Source organism: Mycobacterium interjectum, assembly GCF_900078675.2.
In the GTDB taxonomy this organism is placed as follows: Bacteria; Actinomycetota; Actinomycetes; order Mycobacteriales; family Mycobacteriaceae; genus Mycobacterium; species Mycobacterium interjectum.
The window spans coordinates 1,401,775-1,422,295 of sequence record NZ_LT546237.1; the positions used below are offsets into that span (position 1 = coordinate 1,401,775).

The 20,521-nt window shown below is 69.2% G+C and carries 16 protein-coding genes and 5 pseudogenes; 15 read left to right on the forward strand and 6 right to left on the reverse strand.

Features of this window, described 5'->3' with window-relative positions; genetic code table 11:
* Positions 1-77: 77 nt before the first annotated feature.
* From BN4348_RS40920 to BN4348_RS40965, 10 genes and pseudogenes are all read left to right on the forward strand, one after another.
* Positions 78-1,241: an agmatinase family protein gene (locus BN4348_RS40920; protein WP_066912571.1), complete on the forward strand. Its 1,164-nt coding sequence runs from the start codon at positions 78-80 to the stop codon at positions 1,239-1,241.
* 615 nt (positions 1,242-1,856) lie between these two features.
* A pseudogene (locus tag BN4348_RS40925) lies at positions 1,857-2,468 on the forward strand (PPE family protein); the annotation flags it as partial.
* A 31-nt stretch (positions 2,469-2,499) separates the two neighbouring features.
* Positions 2,500-3,900 carry a PPE family protein gene (locus BN4348_RS40930; protein ID WP_235852878.1) on the forward strand — a complete coding sequence of 467 codons (1,401 nt, stop codon included), beginning with the start codon at positions 2,500-2,502 and terminating at the stop codon, positions 3,898-3,900.
* A gap of 60 nt (positions 3,901-3,960) precedes the next feature.
* The gene (locus BN4348_RS40935; RefSeq protein ID WP_084454141.1) at positions 3,961-5,523 is read left to right on the forward strand and encodes an APC family permease; all 1,563 of its coding nucleotides are present in this window, start codon (positions 3,961-3,963) and stop codon (positions 5,521-5,523) included.
* A 46-nt stretch (positions 5,524-5,569) separates the two neighbouring features.
* The gene (locus BN4348_RS40940; RefSeq protein WP_066912577.1) at positions 5,570-5,872 is read left to right on the forward strand and encodes an urease subunit gamma; all 303 of its coding nucleotides are present in this window, start codon (positions 5,570-5,572) and stop codon (positions 5,870-5,872) included.
* The gene (locus tag BN4348_RS40945) at positions 5,869-6,183 is read left to right on the forward strand and encodes an urease subunit beta (RefSeq protein WP_066912579.1); all 315 of its coding nucleotides are present in this window, start codon (positions 5,869-5,871) and stop codon (positions 6,181-6,183) included. Before BN4348_RS40940 ends, BN4348_RS40945 begins: the two co-directional genes overlap by 4 nt.
* A complete protein-coding gene (locus BN4348_RS40950; protein WP_066912581.1) occupies positions 6,180-7,895 on the forward strand; it encodes an urease subunit alpha in 1,716 nt (571 codons plus the stop codon). The genes BN4348_RS40945 and BN4348_RS40950 overlap by 4 nt, the downstream gene beginning before the upstream one ends.
* A pseudogene (locus BN4348_RS40955) lies at positions 7,895-8,170 on the forward strand (urease accessory protein UreF); the annotation flags it as partial. The gene BN4348_RS40950 and the pseudogene BN4348_RS40955, both read left to right, overlap by 1 nt.
* Before the next feature lie 13 nt (positions 8,171-8,183).
* Positions 8,184-8,855 (forward strand): urease accessory protein UreG, encoded by a 672-nt coding sequence (gene ureG, locus BN4348_RS40960; protein ID WP_066912583.1) that lies wholly within the window; start codon positions 8,184-8,186, stop codon positions 8,853-8,855.
* Positions 8,855-9,505 carry an urease accessory protein UreD gene (locus BN4348_RS40965; RefSeq protein WP_066912584.1) on the forward strand — a complete coding sequence of 217 codons (651 nt, stop codon included), beginning with the start codon at positions 8,855-8,857 and terminating at the stop codon, positions 9,503-9,505. The genes ureG and BN4348_RS40965 overlap by 1 nt, the downstream gene beginning before the upstream one ends.
* On the opposite strand, the gene BN4348_RS40970 is transcribed toward BN4348_RS40965, so the two are convergent.
* The 3 genes from BN4348_RS40970 to BN4348_RS40980 all read right to left on the reverse strand — a co-directional run bounded on the left by BN4348_RS40970 (position 9,502) and on the right by BN4348_RS40980 (position 12,723).
* Positions 9,502-10,887, reverse strand: coding sequence for an NAD(P)/FAD-dependent oxidoreductase (locus BN4348_RS40970; RefSeq protein ID WP_066912586.1), 1,386 nt, complete (start codon positions 10,885-10,887; stop codon positions 9,502-9,504). The genes BN4348_RS40965 and BN4348_RS40970 overlap by 4 nt on opposite strands.
* A gap of 176 nt (positions 10,888-11,063) precedes the next feature.
* A complete protein-coding gene (locus tag BN4348_RS40975) occupies positions 11,064-11,981 on the reverse strand; it encodes an LLM class F420-dependent oxidoreductase (protein WP_066912588.1) in 918 nt (305 codons plus the stop codon).
* Between the two features lie 64 nt (positions 11,982-12,045).
* A complete protein-coding gene (locus BN4348_RS40980; RefSeq protein ID WP_066912589.1) occupies positions 12,046-12,723 on the reverse strand; it encodes an SDR family oxidoreductase in 678 nt (225 codons plus the stop codon).
* A 181-nt stretch (positions 12,724-12,904) separates the two neighbouring features.
* Between BN4348_RS40980 and modA the strand changes: the two genes are divergently transcribed.
* The 5 genes and pseudogenes from modA to BN4348_RS41005 form a co-directional block, all read left to right on the forward strand.
* The gene (gene modA / locus BN4348_RS40985; RefSeq protein WP_066912590.1) at positions 12,905-13,678 is read left to right on the forward strand and encodes a molybdate ABC transporter substrate-binding protein; all 774 of its coding nucleotides are present in this window, start codon (positions 12,905-12,907) and stop codon (positions 13,676-13,678) included.
* A gap of 3 nt (positions 13,679-13,681) precedes the next feature.
* Entirely contained in the window at positions 13,682-14,485 is an 804-nt protein-coding gene (locus tag BN4348_RS40990) for an ABC transporter permease (protein WP_066912591.1), read from the forward strand.
* A 129-nt stretch (positions 14,486-14,614) separates the two neighbouring features.
* Positions 14,615-15,712 (forward strand): sulfate/molybdate ABC transporter ATP-binding protein, encoded by a 1,098-nt coding sequence (locus BN4348_RS40995; RefSeq protein ID WP_066912593.1) that lies wholly within the window; start codon positions 14,615-14,617, stop codon positions 15,710-15,712.
* 97 nt (positions 15,713-15,809) lie between these two features.
* Positions 15,810-16,148 (forward strand): annotated as a pseudogene (locus BN4348_RS41000) (hypothetical protein); the annotation flags it as partial.
* A 2-nt stretch (positions 16,149-16,150) separates the two neighbouring features.
* Positions 16,151-16,393, forward strand: a pseudogene (locus BN4348_RS41005) (alcohol dehydrogenase); the annotation flags it as partial.
* A 7-nt stretch (positions 16,394-16,400) separates the two neighbouring features.
* Here BN4348_RS41005 and BN4348_RS41010 read toward each other — a convergent pair.
* The 3 genes and pseudogenes from BN4348_RS41010 to BN4348_RS41020 all read right to left on the reverse strand — a co-directional run bounded on the left by BN4348_RS41010 (position 16,401) and on the right by BN4348_RS41020 (position 20,519).
* On the reverse strand, positions 16,401-17,141 hold the full coding sequence (locus BN4348_RS41010) for a CPBP family intramembrane glutamic endopeptidase (RefSeq protein WP_066912596.1): 741 nt from the start codon (positions 17,139-17,141) through the stop codon (positions 16,401-16,403).
* 136 nt (positions 17,142-17,277) lie between these two features.
* Positions 17,278-19,632 (reverse strand): annotated as a pseudogene (locus BN4348_RS41015) (phosphoketolase family protein).
* A gap of 38 nt (positions 19,633-19,670) precedes the next feature.
* Positions 19,671-20,519, reverse strand: coding sequence for an SDR family oxidoreductase (locus BN4348_RS41020; protein ID WP_066912598.1), 849 nt, complete (start codon positions 20,517-20,519; stop codon positions 19,671-19,673).
* Positions 20,520-20,521 lie beyond the last annotated feature (2 nt).

Sequence of the window (20,521 nt, forward strand, 5' to 3'; positions counted from 1 at the left end):
GAACCCGTCTTCCGCTTAGACGCCGGTCGTCGGGGCATCCTCCGCCGTGAATTGGTTCGCGACGAGAGGACACATTGATGACAAACCCGTTCGCCGGACAGGCCGACATTCCCAACCGGGAAGGTAGCTGGGCGCAGCAGGCCGAGGCGGAACTCCCCACCCGCCGGCATCGCGAAGAGATCGAGCGGTGCCTGGCCCACGGCCTCGAAGCGGCCCCCACGATCAACGACCGCACGCTGTCCACCTTTTCCCGCGGCGAGCTGCCGCACTTCGCCGGGGAGCGCGGCACGTTCCTCAAGTGCCCGTTCCTGGAGGACGTGAACGACGTGGGCGACGCCGAGGTGGCGGTCTTCGGGGCGCCGCTGGACGCCGGGACCACCTATCGGCCGGGTACTCGGTTCGGGCCGATGGGAATCCGCCGCTCCACCAACCTGTTCGGCACCTACTGCTACGAACTCGGGGTGGACCTGCGGGAACAACTCAACATCGTCGACATCGGCGACGTGGTCACCATTCCGGCCAACATCGAGAAGTCTTTCGACCAGATCAGCACGGCCATGTCCCACGTGGTGTCGAAGGGCGTGTTCCCGGTGATCCTGGGCGGCGACCACTCGATCGGGTTCCCGACGGTGCGAGGTCTGGCCCCGCACATGGACGGCAACGTCGGCATCATCCACTTCGACCGCCACGTCGACACCCAGGAAACCGATCTCGACGAGCGGATGCACACCACGCCGTGGTTCCACGCCACCAACATCAAGAACGCGCCGGCCACCAACCTGGTCCAGATCGGCATCGGCGGCTGGCAAGCCCCGCGCGCCGGCGTGCAGGTGGGCCGGCAGCGCGGCAGCACCGTGATCACGGTCGGCGACGTCGAACGCGTCGGAATCGAAAAGATCGCCGAAATCGCGCTCGAAACGGCGTGGAAGGACGCCAAGGCGGTCTACCTGTCGTTCGACATTGACGTCATCGACGCCGGCTTCGTGCCCGGCACCGGCTGGCCCGAGCCCGGTGGCCTGTTGCCGCGCGAAGCGCTGAACCTGATCCGGATGATCTCCGAGCCCGGACTGAACGGCATCGAGGTGGTGGAGTGCTCACCGCCCTACGACTGGGCGGAGCAGACCGCGCTGATGAGCAGCCGGGTCATCCTCGACAGCCTGGCCGTCATGGTGCGCGCCGGAAAGCTCGGCAAGAAGCCGGCCGCCATGAAGCGGCACGCGTGGGGACCCTATAGCGACTAGCCGCCGGCGCGAGTTTCACCAAGCCTCCGCCCCGGACGGCGGCTGCCAATTGCTGGATATGAAATTGGCAAAGCCGTTGGGGGCCGGAGGTGTCGGCGCTGGCACCATCGACCGGGTTCGCGTCGCGGTTGCGCGCGGCGGGGGGCTTGGGCTTCGGGCGGAGCCCGGGTGCGCGAACTTCGGAAGCTCCCCATGCGGGGTTTCCGATTGCGTAAACGGTCTGTTATGCAAGCATTTTCATGCGTGTGCCGCCGTACCCCGCTGCGGCTGAACCAATCGCATGGCGCGCTCCCGCCGCTCGGGACAAGGGCGCTTGAACCTTAGCTGGCGGGCGCTGCGGCCGGATGCCCAAGCGCGACGGCAGTTCATTTTCAGCTACTTCTCAGGCGTTAGCCAGCGCCATTACAGCGAGCTGCGTCACCATGTAGTCATTGTGCGGCGATCTGGACGCTGGTACGGCAAGGTGCACGTTGGTGCGCTGTCGTGCACATCGCGGGGGACACCATATCGCGCGCATCGCCGGGCGTTCAAAAACCAGCGCCCAGCCTTCGTTCGCGCGGGCGTCCCGGCCAGCAGAGCCTGCGTCGGGCGGCCTTACCAGGGGGACTTGTGACGCTGGATTTTGCGGCATTGCCACCGGAGGTCAACTCCGGACGCATGTATGCCGGGCCGGGCTCGGGGCCGATGGTGGCCGCCGCGGCGGCCTGGGACGGGTTGGCCGCGGAACTCAATATCGCGGCCAGTTCGTATCGCTCGGCGGTGTCCGAGCTCACCGGCGGGCCGTGGGTGGGTCCGTCGTCGACCACGATGCTCGCGGCGGTGACGCCGTACATGTCGTGGATGAGCGCCACGGCCGCGCAGGCCGAGCAGGCGGCCGGTCAGCTCAAGTCGGCGATCGCGGCCTACGAGGCCGCATTCGTGGCGACCGTGCCGCCACCGGAGATCGAGGTGAACAGGGCCCTGCTGGCCGCGCTGGTGGCCACCAACTTCCTGGGGCAGAACACCCCCGCGATCATGGCCACCGAGGCGCAGTACGCCGAGATGTGGGCCCAGGACGCGGCGGCAATGTACGGCTACGCCGGGGCGTCGGCGGCGGCGACGAAGCTGATTCCCTTCGCCTCACCGCCGCAGACCACCAACCAAGGCGGTACGGCCACGCAGGCCGCCGCGGTCAGCCAGGCCGCGGCGTCTGCGGCCGGGCCGAGCGCGCAGTCCGGCCTAACCCAGGCGATGAANAGGCGATGCTGTGATCGGCATCCTGGATTTCGCGGGGTTGCCGCCGGAGGTCAACTCCGCCCGGATGTATGCGGGTCCGGGGGCCGGCTCGCTGACGGCGGCCGCGGCGGCGTGGGAGACGCTGGCGGCCGAGTTGGGTTCGACGGCGAGCTCGTATCGCGCGGTGGTGTCCGGGCTCACCGGCGGGCCCTGGGTGGGTCCGTCGTCGGAAACCATGACGGTGGCGCTGACGCCGTATCTGTCGTGGATGACCGCGACCGCCGCCCAGGCCGCGCAGACCGCCGGTCAGCTCGGCTCCGCGGTCGCGGCCTACGAGGCGGCGTTTGCGGCCACGGTGCCTCCGGCGGAGATCGAGGTGAACCGGGCGTTGTTGGCGTCGCTGGTGGCCACCAACACTTTTGGGCAGAACACCCCCGCGATCGCCAGCACCGAGGCGCAATACGAACAGATGTGGGCGCAGGATGCGGCGGCGATGTACGGCTATGCCGGGGCGTCGGCGGCGGCCACGAGGTTGACGGCGTTCGGCACACCGCCGCCGACCACCAACCAGGCCGGGACGGCGAGTCAGGGCCCTGCGGTCAGCAACGCCGCCACCACCGCGACCGGCTCGAGCACCCAATCGACGCTTGCCAACGTGCCAAACCTGCTGCAGGGCATGTCGGCACCGGCGGCATCGGCCCCCCCGTCGAATCCGATCATCGACTACCTCAACGGGCCGAACCCGATCCTGAGCACGCTGAACAGTTATCCGTTCCAGACGTTCCACACGCTGAGCGCCGGCACGGCGGGTTATCAGATCCTCTCCGAGGGTCTGAACTTCGACGCGTCCGGCGCGATGCTGACCCTCGCGCCGCCGGTGGCCGCGGGCTGGAATCCGTTGGTGAACGCGCTGACGGCCCCGGCGGCCGCAGCGTCCGACGTGCCGGGGGCCGGAGCGCTGGGCGCCGGGCTCGGGTCGAATCTGGTGAGTTCGTCGGGCGCATCGGCGGCCCTGGGCGGGGCGGCCACGGTTGGCAACCTGTCGGTGCCGCCGTCGTGGGGCAGCTCCCCGGCGATCCGGCTGGCGGCGACGGCATTGCCGGCCACCGCCGCCGACGGCTCGCCGCTGGCCGGGCTTGCCGCGCCCGGAACCTTCTACGGGGGCATGCCCCCGATGGGCCCGGTGGCCAGCGTCGTCAACGCGCCACGCGGCGACGGGCCACGGGCGCGGTCCCGCCACAAGGTGGTCGCGGCGCTGCCCGGTGAGCAGGAGGATCCCGCGGCCCCGTGGGTCAAGCCGGGGGCGCCCGCGGACGGCGACGGCGCGGTCAGCGAACGGGAAGAACTCGCCCAGCTCCGCAAGGCGGTCGCGGACGTGACCAGGCAACGCGATGTGCTCAAGCGCACGGCCGCGACGCTGATTAAGGAGGGCACGCAGAAGTAGTCGCGAAGACCGCATTTGTACAACAGGTTTCGATGATTGGGGTCGGTTCAATTGTTTTTCATGAAGTTCGCCGGGTCTGACCAAAGCTTAAAGAGCGACCCGGCCGTCGATGTGGAACCAGCGATCGCGCACAAGGGTACGGCCCCCGAGGCGGTGCCCGACGCCGCGCATGAGGACGAGGACCTCGCCCAGCTGAAGGCGTTGGGATTCTCCTCGGAGTTCAGGCGCGACATGAGCCCGTGGGCCAACTTTTCGCTGGGCTTCACCTACCTGTCGCCGGTGGTCGGCATCTACACGGTGTTCGCGTTCGCCTTGGCCACCGCCGGTCCGCCGATGATCTGGAGCCTGCTGATCGTCGGCGCGGGCCAGATGCTGGTGGCGCTGGTGTTCAGCGAGGTGGTCGCGCAGTTCCCGGTGGCCGGCGGCGTCTACCCCTGGGCGCGGCGGCTGTGGGGCCGCAAATGGGCATGGATGACCGGATGGGTCTACATGTTCTGCCTGCTGGCGCTCATCGCGGATGCGGCCTTCGGCGCGGGTCCCTACCTGGCCGCCATGGTCGGGTTCCGCCCGACCGCGCTGGCCAAGATCTTCTGCGCGCTGGCGGTTTTGGCGGTGGCCACCCTCATCAACCTCACCGGCACCAAGATCCTCGGCTACTTCGCGATCTTCGGCTTCACCGCGGAGCTGATCGGCGCGCTCGTGGTCGGCGTCTGGCTGCTGATCACCCACCGGGCCCACGGCCTGGGTGTGCTGTTCCACAGCTTCAACGCCCAGGGCAGCCACAGCTTCCTGTACGCGTTCCTGGCCGCCAGCCTCATCGGCTTCTATCAGTTCTTCGGGTTCGAGGCGTGCGGCGACGTGGCCGAGGAGGTCCGCAACCCCGGCATCCAGATCCCGAAAGCCATGCGCCGCACCATCTATGTCGGCGGGGCGGCATCCACGTTCGTGTGCCTGAGCCTCATCCTGTCGGTGACCGACTTCGGCGCGGTCATCCGCGGTGAGGACACCAACCCCATCTCGACCGTTTTGCAAAGCGCCTTCGGCGACGTCGGATCGAGGGTCGTGCTCGGCATCGTGTTGATCTCGTTCGTGTCGTGCGCGCTGAGCCTGCAGGCGGCCGCCAGCCGGTTGATCTTTTCCTACGGCCGCGACGGGATGATCTTCGGCTCCCGGCTGTTGGCCCGCTTCGACCACAAGCGGCACGTGCCGCCGTTCGCGCTGCTGGCCGCGGTCCTCGTCCCGGGCGCGCTGATCATCGGGACCATCGTCTCCGAGCACCCGCTCAACAAGCTGGTCAGTTTCGGCACGGTCGGCGTCTACCTCGGGTTCCAGATGGTGGTGTTGGCCGCCCTGCGGGCAAGGCTGAAGGGCTGGAAGCCGTCCGGCAAATACCGGCTGGGCCGGTGGGGAATGCTCATCAATGTCAGCGCCCTGGCCTACGGCGTCGCGGCCATCGTCAACATCTGCTGGCCGCGCACGCCCGACGCCCCCTGGTATGACAACTACGTCGTTCTGCTGATGGCGGGCATCATCATCGGCGTCGGCCTGCTCTACATGGTGTCGGCCCGGGCCTACGCCAACAGCGAGGCCGCCCACGCCGACGCCATTCCGCAACGGGCCTGACTCGAGGTGTCACCTACCGCCGCGCAATGGCAGGATCTACCACGACATGCTTCTCACGCCGCACGAGCAAGAGCGACTGCTGTTGTCCTACGCCGCCGAGCTGGCTCGGCGGCGTAGGGCGCGAGGGTTGCGGCTGAACGTCCCCGAGGCCACCGCCGTCATCACCGACCATATTCTCGAAGGCGCGCGGGACGGCCGCAGCGTCGCCGAGCTGATGGCCAGCGGATGTGAGGTGCTCAGCCGCGACGACGTGATGGAGGGCGTACCGGAGATGATCGACGACGTGCACGTGGAAGCGACGTTCCCGGACGGCACCAAGCTGGTCACCGTCCATCACCCGATCGCATGATTCCCGGCGAGATCCTGTACGGCGCAGGCGATATCGAGATCAATGCCGGCGCGCAACGGCTCGAGATGCAGATCGTCAACACCGGCGACCGCCCGGCGCAGGTCGGCAGCCACGTCCACCTGCCGCAGGCCAACGCGGCGCTGGCGTTCGACCGCGCTGCGGCCCACGGGTACCGGCTGGACATTCCGGCGGCCGCCGCTGTCCGTTTCGAGCCGGGCATTCCCCGGACGGTCGGGCTGGTGCCGCTGCGGGGACGGCGTGAGGTGCACGGCCTGGACCTGAACCCGCCCGGACGGCTCGACCCGTCATGACGCGGCTGTCCAGGCAGCGCTATGCCGACCTGTTCGGCCCCACCACGGGGGACCGGATCAGGCTGGCCGACACCGACCTACTGGTGGAGATCACCGAAGACCGCTGCGGCGGACCGGGTCTGGCCGGAGACGAGGCCGTGTTCGGCGGCGGCAAGGTGCTGCGCGAGTCGATGGGCCAGGGGCGCGCCAGCCGGGCCGACGGCGCGCCCGACACCGTGATCACCGGCGCGGTGATCATCGACTACTGGGGAATCATCAAGGCCGACATTGGGATTCGCGACGGCCGCATCGTCGCCATCGGCAAAGCCGGCAATCCCGACATCATGTCGGGCGTGCACCCGGACCTGGTGGTGGGGCCGTCCACCGAGATCATCGGCGGCAACGGACGAATCCTGACCGCGGGGGCCATCGACTGCCACGTACACCTGATCTGTCCGCAGCTGATGCCCGAGGCGCTGGGGTCCGGCGTCACCACCATCGTCGGCGGCGGCACCGGGCCCGCGGAGGGCACCAAGGCCACCACCGTCACCCCCGGCGAATGGCACCTGGCCAGGATGCTGGAGGCGCTGGATTCGTGGCCGGTGAACTTCGCGCTGCTCGGCAAGGGAAACACCGTCAACGCCGACGGCTTGTGGGAGCAATTGCGGGGTGGCGCTTCGGGTTTCAAGCTGCACGAGGACTGGGGATCGACGCCCGCGGCCATCGACGCCTGCCTGACCGTGGCCGACGCGGCCGGCGTGCAGGTGGCGCTGCACACCGACACCCTCAACGAGATGGGGTTCGTCGAGGACACCCTGGGCGCGATCGCCGGCCGTTCGATCCACACCTACCACACCGAGGGCGCCGGCGGCGGGCACGCTCCCGACATCATGCGGGTCGCCGCCGAACCGAACGTGTTGCCCAGTTCCACCAACCCGACCCGCCCGCACACGGTCAACACCCTCGACGAGCACCTGGACATGCTGATGGTCTGCCACCACCTCAATCCCGCGGTGCCCGAGGACCTTGCGTTCGCCGAAAGCCGGATCAGGCCGTCGACGATGGCCGCCGAGGACCTGCTGCACGACATCGGCGCGATCTCGATGATCGGCAGCGATTCGCAGGCGATGGGCCGCGTCGGCGAGGTCCTGATCCGCACCTGGCAGACCGCGCACGTGATGAAACGCCGCCGTGGCGCGCTGCCCGGCGACGGCACCGCCGACAACAACCGGGCGCGGCGCTACGTCGCGAAATACACGATCTGCCCGGCGATCACGCACGGCCTCGATCACGAGATCGGCTCGGTGGAGGTGGGCAAGCTCGCCGACTTGGTGCTGTGGGAGCCCGCGTTCTTCGGGGTGCGACCGCATGCGGTGCTCAAGGGCGGCATGATCGCGTGGGCGGCGATGGGCGACGCCAACGCGTCGATCCCCACCCCGCAGCCGGTGCTCCCGCGTCCGATGTTCGGCGCCGCGGCGGCTCCCGCCACCTCGGTGCACTTCGTGGCGCCGCAGGCCATCGAAGCGGGCTTGGCCGAGAGACTGGCCGTCGACCGGCGATTGGTCCCCGTCCAGGACGTCGGCTCCGTCGGCAAGGCCGACCTGCCGCTCAACGACGCCATGCCGAGCATCGAGATCGATCCCGACACCTTCACCGTGCGCATCGACGGCGAGGTCTGGCCGGAGCAGCCGGCGACGGAACTTCCCATGACACAACGATATTTCCTGTTCTGATGGTCCAGTTACCTTTGGCCACGCTGCTCGCACTGGCCGACTCGCGACTGCCCACCGGCGCACACGTGCACTCTGGTGGCGTCGAAGAGGCCGTCACCAGCGGGATGGTGACGGACCTGGCCACGCTCAAGGCGTTTTTGGTTCGCCGGATTCGCACGCACGGGCTGGTCACCGCCTCGGTGGCGGCCGCGGTGCACCGCGGCGAGATCTCCCTCGACGACGCGGACCGCGAAACCGACGCGCGCACCCCGGCCCCCGCGGNCCTCTTCGTCTCCTGAAAGGCCAACCATGTCAACGCACCTGCATGCCCACCCGCACACGCACCACGATCGGCCGAAACGGCTCCGGCGGCCGGGGGAGCCGCTGCGCATCGGTGTGGGGGGACCGGTTGGCTCCGGCAAGACCGCGCTCGTCGCCGCGCTGTGCCGACAGCTGCGCGGTGAGAAGTCGCTGGCGGTGCTGACCAACGATATTTACACCACCGAGGACGCCGACTTCCTGCGCCGCAACGCGGTGCTGCCCGACGACCGGATCGCGGCCGTGCAGACGGGGGGCTGCCCGCACACCGCGATCCGCGACGACATCACCGCCAACCTCGACGCGATCGACGACCTGATCGCCGGCCACGACGACCTGGACCTCATCCTGGTCGAGTCCGGCGGCGACAACCTGACGGCCACGTTCTCCTCGGGCTTGGTGGACGTGCAGATCTTCGTCGTCGACGTAGCCGGTGGCGACAAGGTGCCGCGCAAGGGCGGACCCGGGGTGACCTATTCGGATCTGTTGGTGATCAACAAGATTGACCTGGCGCCGTTGGTCGGGGCGGACCTGCAGGTGATGGCCCGCGACGCGGACGCCGTGCGCGTGGGCAGACCGACGATCATGCAGTCGTTGACCAAAGACCCGGCGGCCACCGAGGTGCTGGCCTGGGTGCGCGCCCAGTTGGCCGCTGTGACCTGATGCACTCCGAGGTCGTGCTGGTCGCCTCCCGTGACCGGTTGCCGCGCATCCAGTGCCGCGGCGGCGGCATCCAGGCGCGCTGCACCGCGGCCGCCACGGTGCACTTGGTGTCGGCCGCCGCCACCCCGCTGGGCGGCGACACCATCGACATTCGCATCGTCGTCGAACGGGGCGCCCGCCTGAAGTTGCGCAGCGCCGCCGCCACCGTCGCCCTGCCCGGGGCGGGCACCCCGACGTCGCACGCCCACTGGGCGATCGAGGTGGCCGGGAGCCTCGACGTCGACCTGGAGCCGACCGTGGTCGCCGGCGCCGCCCGGCACCTGTCCAGCGCGGCGCTGTCCCTGCACGACGGCGGCGTGCTCCGGTTTCGCGAACGGGTGCAGATCGGCAGATGCGGTGAGCGCGAGGGGTTCTGGTCCGGATCACTACACGCCGACCGCGACGGCCTTCCGCTGCTGCGCCACCGGGTGGAATTGGGCGCGGGATCGCTGGCCGACGACGACATCTCGGCACCCCGCGCCGCCATCAACGAATTGCGCTACCCCGCAACGAGTTTCGAGACGACAGCCGTCGACGACGGATCGACCGTGCTGGCGTTGGCCGGCGGCGGGACGCTGAGCACCTGGCAGGCCGACCGGCTGGCGGGTTAGCTCGCCCGCCTGGCCGCCGGACGCTTGCCCTCGGCGGCGAGTACCGCCAGCTGTTCGAGGCGGGTGCGGGCAAACGCCTGCTGCTCGGTGATCGTGAGTTGGCCGCGGCGAGTGCTCAAGAAGGTCACCGTCCACGACAGCAGCGTGCTGACCTTGGTCTTGAATCCGACCAGATAGACCAGGTGCAGCACCAGCCACATCAGCCAGGCGATGAAGCCGCTGAACTCCAGCGGACCGACCTTGGCGACCGCGGAAAACCGCGACACCGTGGCCATGGAGCCCTTGTCGAAGTATTGGAACGGCTCGCGCTCGGCCGGGTCGGCGCCGTCCAGTTCGGCCTTGATCGCGGCGGCGGCGTACTTGGCGCCCTGGATGGCGCCCTGCGCCACGCCGGGCACGCCCTCGACGGCGGCCATGTCGCCGATGACGAACACGTTGGGATGCCCGGGGATGGAAAGGTCGGGCAGCACCTTGACCCGTCCGGCCCGGTCGAGTTCGACCGAGGACTGCTCGGCGAGGTCTCCGCCCAGCCCGCTGGCCTGAACCCCGGCGGACCACACCTTGCACGCGGACTCGATACGCCGGGTGGTGCCGTCGGAGTCCTTGACCGTGATGCCGTTGCGGTCGACGTCGGTGACCATCGCGCCGAGCTGGATCTCGACGCCCATCTTCTCCAGCCGCGCCGCCGCCCGCTCGCCGAGCTTTTCGCCGAACGGCGGCAGCACCGCGGGGGCGGCGTCGAGCAGGATCACCCGCGCCTTGGTGGAATCGATGTGCCGGAAGGAACCCTTCAGGGTGTGGGAGGCCAATTCGGCGATCTGCCCGGCCATTTCGACGCCGGTCGGGCCGGCGCCGATCACCGTGAACGTCAGCAGCTTGGCGCGACGTTCGGGGTCGCGGGACCGCTCGGCCTGCTCGAAGGCGCTCAAGATACGTCCGCGCACCTCGAGGGCGTCGTCGATCGACTTCATGCCCGGCGCGAACTCGGCGAACTGGTCGTTGCCGAAGTACGACTGGCCGGCGCCGGCGGCGACGATCAGGCTGTCATACGGGGTTTCGTAGGTGTGGCCGAGCAAATCCGAGACGACGAACTGGCCCTCCAGGTCGATGTGCGTGACGTCGCCGAGCAGCACCTGCACGTTACGCTGCCTGCGCAAAACGACCCGGGTGGGCGGGGCGATGTCGCCCTCCGACACGATGCCGGTGGCGACCTGGTACAGCAGCGGCTGGAACAAGTGGTGGGTGGTGCGCGCGATCAGCTTGATGTCGACATTCGCGTGCTTGAGCTTCTTTGCCGCGTTGAGCCCGCCGAATCCCGAACCGATGATGACGACTTGATGACGACGCTCGGGTGCAGCAGTTGTTTCTGCCTGCGTGCTCATGGTCGGGCTGCTCCTGATCGGGGGCTCCTGGTCGCGCGAGTTCAGTTAGCTACCACGCTAGTAAAGCCGATACCCGCAAGCCCAGATCGTAAGCATGTGTAATCAAGCACATTGCGCATCGGGCCTGGTCGAGTGAGCGTGATACTCGTCATGCCCGATGCCCAATGCGTCGTGCGTTACAGCCCGACGACGGGGCGCAGCGCTTCGCCGGCCGCGCTGATGATGCCCGGCGTGTAGAAGGGCAAATTAATGATCACCCCGTCGATCCCGGCGTCCAGCACCTTGGTCTGGATTTGTTCGGCGACCGACTCGGCGCTACCGACCACCATGCGCTGGGTCATCTCGGCGGGGATCTGGTCGGCCTTGAAGTTCTCGTCGATGACCGCCGTGGTCAGGGTGCTGGTCTCCAGCGTGGCCGGGTCGCGGCCGATCTCCTCGCAGCGCTGCTGCACGACCTTCAGCTTCGCCGGCAGCTCGTCGAACCCGGCGATGACGTTGAGGTGGTCGAAGTGCCGCGCGGCCATCGGGATCGTCTTCTTCTCGCCGCTGCCGCCGATCATCAACGGAATGTGGTCGCGGAAGCGGGGATTGGCCATCGCCTGGTCGACCCGATACCACTTGCCGGAGAAGGTCGGCCGCTCGCCCTTGAGCATCGGCAGGATGATCTGTAGCGCCTCGTCGAGCCGGTTGAACCTGTCGGTGAAGGTGCCGAATTCGAAGCCCAGCTGGTGGTGCTCGAGCTCGAACCAGCCGGCCCCGATACCCAGGATGGCCCGGCCCTGGCTCACCACGTCCAGCGTCGTGATGATCTTGGCCAGCAGCGTCGGATTGCGATACGTGTTGCCGGTCACCAGGGTGCCCAGCTGCACCCGTTCGGTTCCGGTGGCCAGCGCGCCCAGCGCGGTGTAGGCCTCCAGCATCGGCTGGTCGGGATCGCCCAGCATGGGCAGCTGGTAGAAGTGGTCCATCACGAAGACCGAATCGAATCCTGCCGCTTCGGCCTCGCGGGCCTGGGCCAGAACGGTGGGGAAGAGCTTGTCCACCCCGGTGCCGTAGGAAAAGTTGGGAATCTGCAAACCGAGTCGAATAGCCACGCTAGCTACCGTAGCCACCGCCCGGGCGTCCGAACCAGAGCGTCAAGCCGATTTGGATTCAGCCTCAGGCGAAATGCGCCAGCGCGCCGTGGCTCACGTGCAGCGTCTGGCCGGTGATGTGGCGAGCCGCCGGGGTGGTGAGGAACAGCGCCAAGCGGGCCACCTCCGCGGCGGCCGGTGGCGTGGTGCGGGAAAGGCCGTCGTAGCCGGGCTGGACGCTGCGTCCACTGGCCACGGCGTTGATCGTGATGCCGCGGGTGCCGAAGATGTCCGCCTGCCCGGCGATCCAATTGGACAGTGTCGCTTTGATTGCGGCGTCGACGCTCCCGGCGGTGGGGTTCTCGGCCACCACGCCGATGATGGAGCCACCGGAGCGAAGGTTATCGCCGACGGCCTGCACGGTCAGCACCGCTGAGAGCACCGTCGCGTCGAGGGCATGGCGCCACGCGGCGGCGGTGTCGGATGGCGAGTAGGTGCGGGGGTCGCCCTGGTCCCGGGTCGGCGCCGGCACGTGGACGATGGTGTCTAAGTGATGCGGGAACAACCCGCGCACCGATTCCAGGCTGGCCGGGTCGGTGGTGTCGCAGACGATCGCGTCCGCATCGAGCTCCTTGGCGGCGATCTCGAGGTCGTCGCAGCGCGCGCCCACGAGGGTCACCTTGTGACCGTCATCGCGGAAGCCCTCGGCAACCGTGCGCCCCAGGTCCGTGTCCCCGCCCGTGACCAGCACTTCCACTGCCATGCCCTCCCTGTCTCGGCCGCTATGGCATCAATCCACGGTTCATGTTACTGGACAGTAGCTGTCGATGAAATTCCGGACGCGCGCGACGCGCGGATAAATTTGCATAACGCTTCACGCGTCACTTTTTTGCGACGATTCGTCCCAACAGCGGACCGCATCCTCGGCGGGATAGGGTGCACGCATGCGGCGGATCGGGATCCTGGCCGGTGCGATTTCCATGCTGCTGGTCGCGGGCCTGGCCGGGTGCGGTTCGAAATCGCCCTCGGCCCCGCCTCAGGCGTCCGGGAAGCTTGAGGTGTTCGGCGCCGCCTCGCTCAAGCCGGTGTTCACTCGGATCAGTCAGCAGTTTACCGGCGAAAATCCTAGCAGCACAGTCGATTTCGAGTTCGCGGGGTCCTCCGAGCTTGCCACCCAGTTGACCCAGGGCGCGACGGCCGACGTGTTTGCGTCGGCCGACACCGCCCAGATGGACGCCGTCGCCAAGGCGGGCCTGCTGGCCGGCAATCCGACCAACTTCGCCTCCAATACGCTGGTCATCGTCACCGCCGCGGACAACCCGAAAAAGGTCGGATCCTTCGTGGACCTCACCAGGCCGGGGCTGAGCGTGGTGATCTGCCAGAACCCGGTGCCGTGCGGGGCGGCGACCCGGCGCATCGAGGACAACACGGGGGTGCACCTCAACCCGGTCAGCGAGGAGCTCAGCGTGACCGATGTCCTGAACAAGGTCACCACGGGGCAGGCCGACGCCGGGCTGGTGTACGTCACGGACGCCCGCGGCGCCAGCAACACGGTGGCGACCGTGAATTTCCCGGAGGCCGCGGCGGCGGTGAACGTCTACCCGATCGCGGTGTTGAAGAGCGCCCCGCACCCCGCGTTGGCGCAGAAGTTCGTGGCCATGGTGACCGGTGACGCCGGGCAAAACATCCTGGCCCAGTACGGCTTCGCCAAACCCTGACCCGTGCACCGGCCTACGGATCTGCCGCGGTGGGTATACCTCCCCGCCACGGTGGGCACGGCGTTCGTGGTGCTGCCGCTGCTGGCCATTGCGATCAAGGTCGACTGGCCCAACTTCTGGTCGCTGATCACCAGCCCCTCGTCCCGGACGGCGCTGGTGCTGAGCCTCAAGACCGCCACCGCCAGCACCGCCCTGTGTGTGCTGCTGGGGGTGCCGGTGGCCCTGGTGCTGGCCCGCAGCACGGCGCGCCCGGTGCGGCTGCTGCGGCCGCTGATCCTGCTGCCGCTGGTGCTGCCGCCGGTGGTGGGCGGCATCGCGTTGCTCTACGCATTCGGCCGGCTCGGCTTGATCGGGCACTACCTGGAGGCCGCCGGCGTCAGCATCGCCTTCAGCACCACCGCGGTGGTGCTGGCGCAGACGTTCGTCTCGCTGCCGTTTCTGGTGATCTCCCTCGAGGGCGCCGCGCGCACCGCGGGAGCCGACTACGAGGTGGTGGCGGCGACGCTGGGCGCACGACCCAGCGCGGTCTGGTGGCGGGTGACCCTGCCGCTGCTGCTGCCCGGCATGACGTCGGGAGCCGTGCTGGCGTTCGCACGCTCGCTCGGGGAGTTCGGCGCGACGCTGACGTTCGCCGGTTCCCGGCAGGGCGTCACCCGGACGCTGCCGCTGGAGATCTACCTGCAGCGGGTCAGCGACGCCAACGCCGCGGTGGCGCTGTCGATCCTGCTGGTGGCCGTCGCGGCAATGGTGGTGCTGGGGCTGGGCGCGCGCCGGCTCACCGGGACCGGCACCGGGGAGCCGCGATGAGGCAACCGCCAGATCTCGCAGATCTCATCGTGGACATCAACCGTGTCAAGCGAGCAAGGCGATGACCTGGCGGCACCTCGGGCGCATCACCGACCCATCGAAGATCAGTGACTTAAGGATGGTGCACCGGTGAGCCAGTTGCAGTTGCGCGCCGTCGTAGCCGAACGCAACCTCGATGTGGAGTTTTCGGTGTCCGCGGGCGAGGTGCTGGCTGTGCTGGGACCCAACGGCGCCGGCAAGTCCACCGCGCTGCACGTGATCGCCGGCCTTGTTCGTCCGGACGAGGGGGTCGTGCGGCTGGGGGATCGGGTGCTGACCGACTCCGCGGCCGGGGTGAACGTGGCGACGCACGATCGCCGGGTGGGTTTGCTGCTGCAGGATCCGCTGCTGTTCCCGCACCTGAGCGTCGCGGCCAACGTGGCCTTCGGACCGCACAGCCGCCGCCGATTCTTCCGGTCGACTCGTGCCACCGAGCGGGCGACCGCGCTGCGCTGGCTGCGCGAGGTGGACGCCGAGGGCTTCGCGGACCGAAAACCGCGGCAGCTGTCCGGGGGCCAGGCCCAGCGGGTGGCGATCGCCCGCGCCCTGGCCGCCGAACCCGATGTGCTGCTGCTCGACGAGCCACTGACCGGGCTCGACGTCGCCGCGGCCGCGGGCATCCGCGCGGTGTTGCGCACCGTGGTCACCCGAACCGGCTGCGCGGTCGTACTGGTCACCCACGAGCTGCTCGACGTGTTCACGCTGGCCGATCGCGTGCTGGTCCTCGAGTCCGGGAGGATCGCCGAATTCGGGCCGGTGGCAGACGTACTCACCGCGCCGCGCAGCCATTTCGGTGCGCGCATCGCCGGCATCAACCTCGTCAACGGCGCCGTGGGACCCGACGGGGTGCTGCGCGATCGCTCCGGCGCCCACTGGCACGCGACCCCGGCCCAGCGGCTGGACGCCCACGTCGTCAACGCGGTCGCGGTGTTCCCGCCCGCGGCGGTGGCCGTGTATCGGGATCACCCGCACGGCAGCCCACGCAATACGGTCGAGGTGACGGTGGCCGAGCTCGATGCCCGCGGCTCCGCGGTCCTGGTGCGGGGCCGGGAACAGCCGGATGGCGCGCCGGGACTGGCCGCGGAGATCACCGCGGACGCCGCCACCGAGTTGCGGCTGACGCCCGGGGAGCGGGTGTGGTTCTCCGTCAAGGCACACGAGGTGACCCTGTATCCGGCGCCGCAGTGACCTGCACGGACGCTCGCAAGGTTGCACATCGGCAACATCGGCAAAACCGCCGCAAGGCACCCTTGCGTCACAGCCGCAACACGGTAGGTTCGTCGCCATGGAGCAGGTGGACGCGAACTCGACACGTCGCAAAGGATTTTGGGCGACGCTGGCGATTGCCACGGTGACCAGCGCCAGCGCTGTCGCCATCGCATTGCCGGCGACCTCGAGCGCCGATCCCGAGACCCCTACCCCGGTCCCGCCGAGCACGACGGCGGCACCCGGGCCCGCGCCGGCGACCGCCACCACGCCGCCCCCGCCGGGCGCCCCCGGGGCGCCGCCCGCCCAGCCGGGCGATCAAAACCCGGCGCCGCCGCCACCACCGGTTGACCCGAACGCGCCCCCGCCCCCGCCGGTGGACCCCAATGCGGGCCGGATCGGCAACGCCGTCGGCGGGNGGCGATCGCGGGCATTCACCTCTCCGACATCCCGCCCCTGAACTACCAGCGGCACCTGTTTCAGGAGCGCCAGGTCCGGTCGGTCACGTCGAACACGCGGGCCGATGCGCGGGCTTTCCTCGAGTTCGCCGGGCAGCACCACATCGAGGTCACCACGCCGGAGTACCCACTGGGAAAGGCCGACGCAGCCCTCACCGACCTCAGCGCCGGGCGCATCGCCGGGGCCGCAGTGCTGCTCGTGTAGGCGGGGCTCAGGTCGACAGGTGCCAGACCAGCGCCGCGGCCAGGGCACCGAGCCCGTTGAGCGACCAGTGCAGCGCGATGGGCGCGATCAGGCTGCCGCTTCGCCGGCGCAGCCAGCTGAAGACGAACCCGGCGGCCCCGGTGGCCAACACGGCCAACGTCACCCCTGCCAGCATTCCAGCGAACCCGCCGCCGAACAGCCGGGTGAAGCCGACGTTGTTGCTGGTGAGCCCCAGCGACGTGGCGACATGCCAGAGACCGAACAACAGCGACCCGCCCAGCGCCACACCCCGAAAACCCCAGGCGCGGTTCAGCGCACCGTGCAGCACACCCCGAAACGCGAGCTCCTCGGGGATCACGGTCTGCAGCGGGATGACGATCATCGAGGCGATCAGGGCGCCGGAGATCGTGGCGTAGTGGTTGTTCAGGAACATCGGCCGGGTCATCGGCAACAGGATGCCCAGCGCGATCACCGCAGCCACGACGCCGACGGCGCCCAGCGCATACCCCAGCCCGGACCTCCAGTGCGCGCGGCCCAGGCCGAGGTCGGCCCATTCCAGCCCCCTGGCCCGCATCAGCATCGCCAGGCCCACGGCGGCGGCCGGGACGGTGGCGATGCTGGCCCACGGCGTGGTGAAGTGCGCGATCAAGTTGGTCAGCACCAGTACCGCGACGACCACGGCGATGTCGAGGTGCATGTGGAACCGATGCGGCGCCGAAGGCTGTGCGGCAGCGATGGCGTCGGGCATCCGGCAAGTTTACCTGCGCCGGCCGTCGGCCCAGCTCAGCTCGCCTCCCAGGTCTGATCGGTCGTCTCACTCCCGTCACTCGCTACGCTCGTTCCGCTCGTTCGCCTCCCAGGTCCGATCGGTCGTCTCACTCCCGTCACTCGCTACGCTCGTTCCGCTCGTTCGCCTCCCAGGTCCACCCCGAGACCGCCGGGTCGTCCTCGCCGTGCTCGCGGGTGTAGGCGCGGGCGGCCAGGCGGGCGTCGACCATGCGCTGGCGCAGCACCGCCGCCTGGCTGGCCAGCCCGTCCACCCGGTCGATGACGTCGATGACCAAATGGAAGCGGTCGAGGTCGTTGAGCATCACCATGTCGAACGGCGTCGTGGTGGTGCCGCGCTCCTTGAAGCCGCGCACGTGGATGTGCGGGTGGTTGGTGCGCCGATAGGTGAGCCGGTGGATCAACCACGGGTAGCCGTGGTAGGCGAAGATCACCGGCTTGTCGCGGGTGAACAGCGCGTCAAACTCCCTGTCCGGCAAGCCATGTGGGTGCTCGGACTCGGGCTGCAGCCGCATCAGGTCGACGACGTTGATTACCCGGACGGCCAGCCCGGGCAGTTCGCGGCGCAGGATGTCGGCGGCGGCCAGGGTCTCCAGGGTCGGGATGTCCCCGGCGCAGGCGAGGACCACATCGGGTTCGGCGGTGGCGGTGCTCGCCCATTGCCAGATGCCCAGGCCGCGCGCGCAGTGCGCGATGGCCTGGTCCATGTCGAGGTAGGCCAGCGCGGGTTGCTTGCCGGCGACGATCACGTTGACGTAATTGCGGCTGCGCAGGCAGTGGTCGGCGACCGACAGCAGCGTGTTGCCGTCCGGCGGCAGGTACACCCGGGTCAGCTCGGCGCGCTTGTTCGCGACCAGGTCGATGAACCCGGGATCCTGGTGCGACGCCCCGTTGTGGTCCTGGCGCCACACATGCGAGGTCAGCAGGTAGTTCAGCGACGCGATCGGCCGCCGCCACGGCAGTTCCCGGCTGGTGGCAAGCCACTTCGCGTGCTGGTTGAGCATCGAGTCGACGATGTGCACGAACGCCTCGTAGCAGTTGAACAGGCCGTGCCGGCCGGTCAGCAGGTAGCCCTCCAGCCAGCCCTGGCACAGGTGCTCGGAGAGCACCTCCATCACCCGGCCGTCGGGCGCGAGGTGCTCGTCGTCGGGCCCGATCTCCGACATCCACACCTTGGCGGTCGCCCCGTACACGGCGTCGAGCCGGTTGGACGCGGTCTCGTCGGGACCCATCAGGCGGAACCGGTCGGGGTTGCGGGCGATCACGTCGCGCAGGAAGGTGCCCAGCACGCGGGTGGCCTCGTGGGTCTCGGTGGCCGGGCGCGACACCGGCACGGCGTAGTCGCGGAAGTCGGGCAGGTCGAGGTCGTGCAGCAGCAGGCCGCCGTTGGCGTGCGGGTTGGCGCTCATCCGGCGCTCGCCGCGGGGCGCCAGGGCTGTCTCTTATACTCCTCTNTCCTCCAGCTGCGCGCGGTGGGTGGGGTTGTCGTGGGTCTCGGCCAGCGGCACCTGGTGCGCCCGCCAGGTGCCCTCGACCTTCTTGCCGTCGACCATCTTCGGGCCGGTCCAGCCCTTGGGGGTGCGCAGCACGATCATCGGCCAGACGGGGCGCTCCACCCCGTTGCCGGCCCGCGCCGCGCTCTGGATGGCCGCGATGTCGTCGAACGCGTCGTCGAGCGCGGCGGCCAGCTGGCGGTGCACGTCGGCCGGGTCGTCACCGGCGACCGTGATCGGCCGGTAGCCGTACCCGCGCAGCAACGCTTCCAGCTCGGCGTGCGGGATGCGGGCCAGCACCGTCGGGTTGGCGATCTTGTAGCCGTTGAGCGCCAGGATCGGCAGCACCGCGCCGTCGGTGACCGGGTTGAGGAATTTGTTGGAGTGCCAGCTGGCGGCCAGCGGACCCGTCTCCGCCTCGCCGTCGCCGACCACGCAGGCCACCACCAGGTCGGGGTTGTCGAACGCCGCGCCGTAGGCGTGCACCAGCGCGTAGCCCAGCTCGCCGCCCTCGTGGATCGACCCCGGGGTCTGGGCCGCGACGTGGCTGGGGATGCCGCCGGGAAAGGAGAACTGCCGGAACAACTTTCGCAGCCCTTCGGCGTCTTCCTCGATGCCGGTGTACACCTCGCTGTAGGTGCCCTCCAGGTAGGCGTTGGCGACCAGCCCGGGGCCGCCGTGGCCGGGCCCGGTGACGTAGATGACGTTGGCGTCGCGGTTGCGGATGATCCGGTTCAGATGGACGTAGACGAGGTTGAGCCCGGGCGTGGTGCCCCAGTGCCCCAACAGTCGGGGCTTGACGTGTTCGGGCGACAGGGGCTCCGTCAGCAGCGGGTTGTCGAGCAGGTAGATCTGCCCGACCGACAGGTAATTGGCGGCGCGCCAGTACGCATTGATGAGGGCGAGTTCGTCGTCGGCCAGAGCGACGGTTGTCGGGGTTGCGGCGGTTTGTGCGGTCACCCGCCTGATTGTCCGCGCCTGAGGTGAACGGTGCCCGTCTACTCCTCGCCGCGGGCGCGCGCCTCGTAGGCCCGGCGTTTTTCGACGTCGACGTCGTCGGTGAAGACATGGTCGCCGCCGAGCATGCGGTTGAGCCCCTCGGCGAGCCGGCGCGGCCAGAATTTCTGGGACACCACCATCGCGCCCGCCGCCTTGGTGATCCGCACCCGCGGCCTCGGGTGGGCCACCAGCCCGACGATCGCGTCGGCGATCTCCGCCGGCTCGGCGTTCCGAAACCCCTTCATCCCGGGGGTGCCGGCCACGAGCTCGGTGTTGACGAACGTCGGCAACACCATGGAGAACTTCACGCCGGTCGAGTGGTACTCCAGCCGGGCCGAGTCGCTGAACCCGACCACCGCGTGCTTGCTGGCGCAGTAGGTGGCCAGGCCGACGACGTTGAGCTCCCCGGCCAGCGAGGCGACGTTGATGACGTGCCCGCAGCCGCGCGGGACCATGCGCTGCGCGGCCAGCTTGCTGCCCAGGATCACGCCGTAGACGTTGATGTCCAGGATGCGGCGGGTGACCGCGTCCGGCTCGTCGACGATGCGGCCGACCGGCATGATGCCGGCGTTGTTGATCAGCACGTCGATCGGGCCGAGTTGGCGCTCGACGTCGTCGAGGAACTCGGCGAAAGAATGCGCGTCGGTGACGTCGAGCTTGCCGTAGACGTCCAGCCCGAGCGCGGCGCCCGACTCCTTCACCCGCACCTCGTCGACGTCGCCGATGGCGACCCTGGCGCCCAGGTTGTGCAGCGCGGTCGCGGTGGCCAGCCCGATTCCCCGCGCCCCACCGGTGATCACGATTACCTTGTCGCGCACCTTCAGGCCGATGGATGCCGTATCAGCCATTT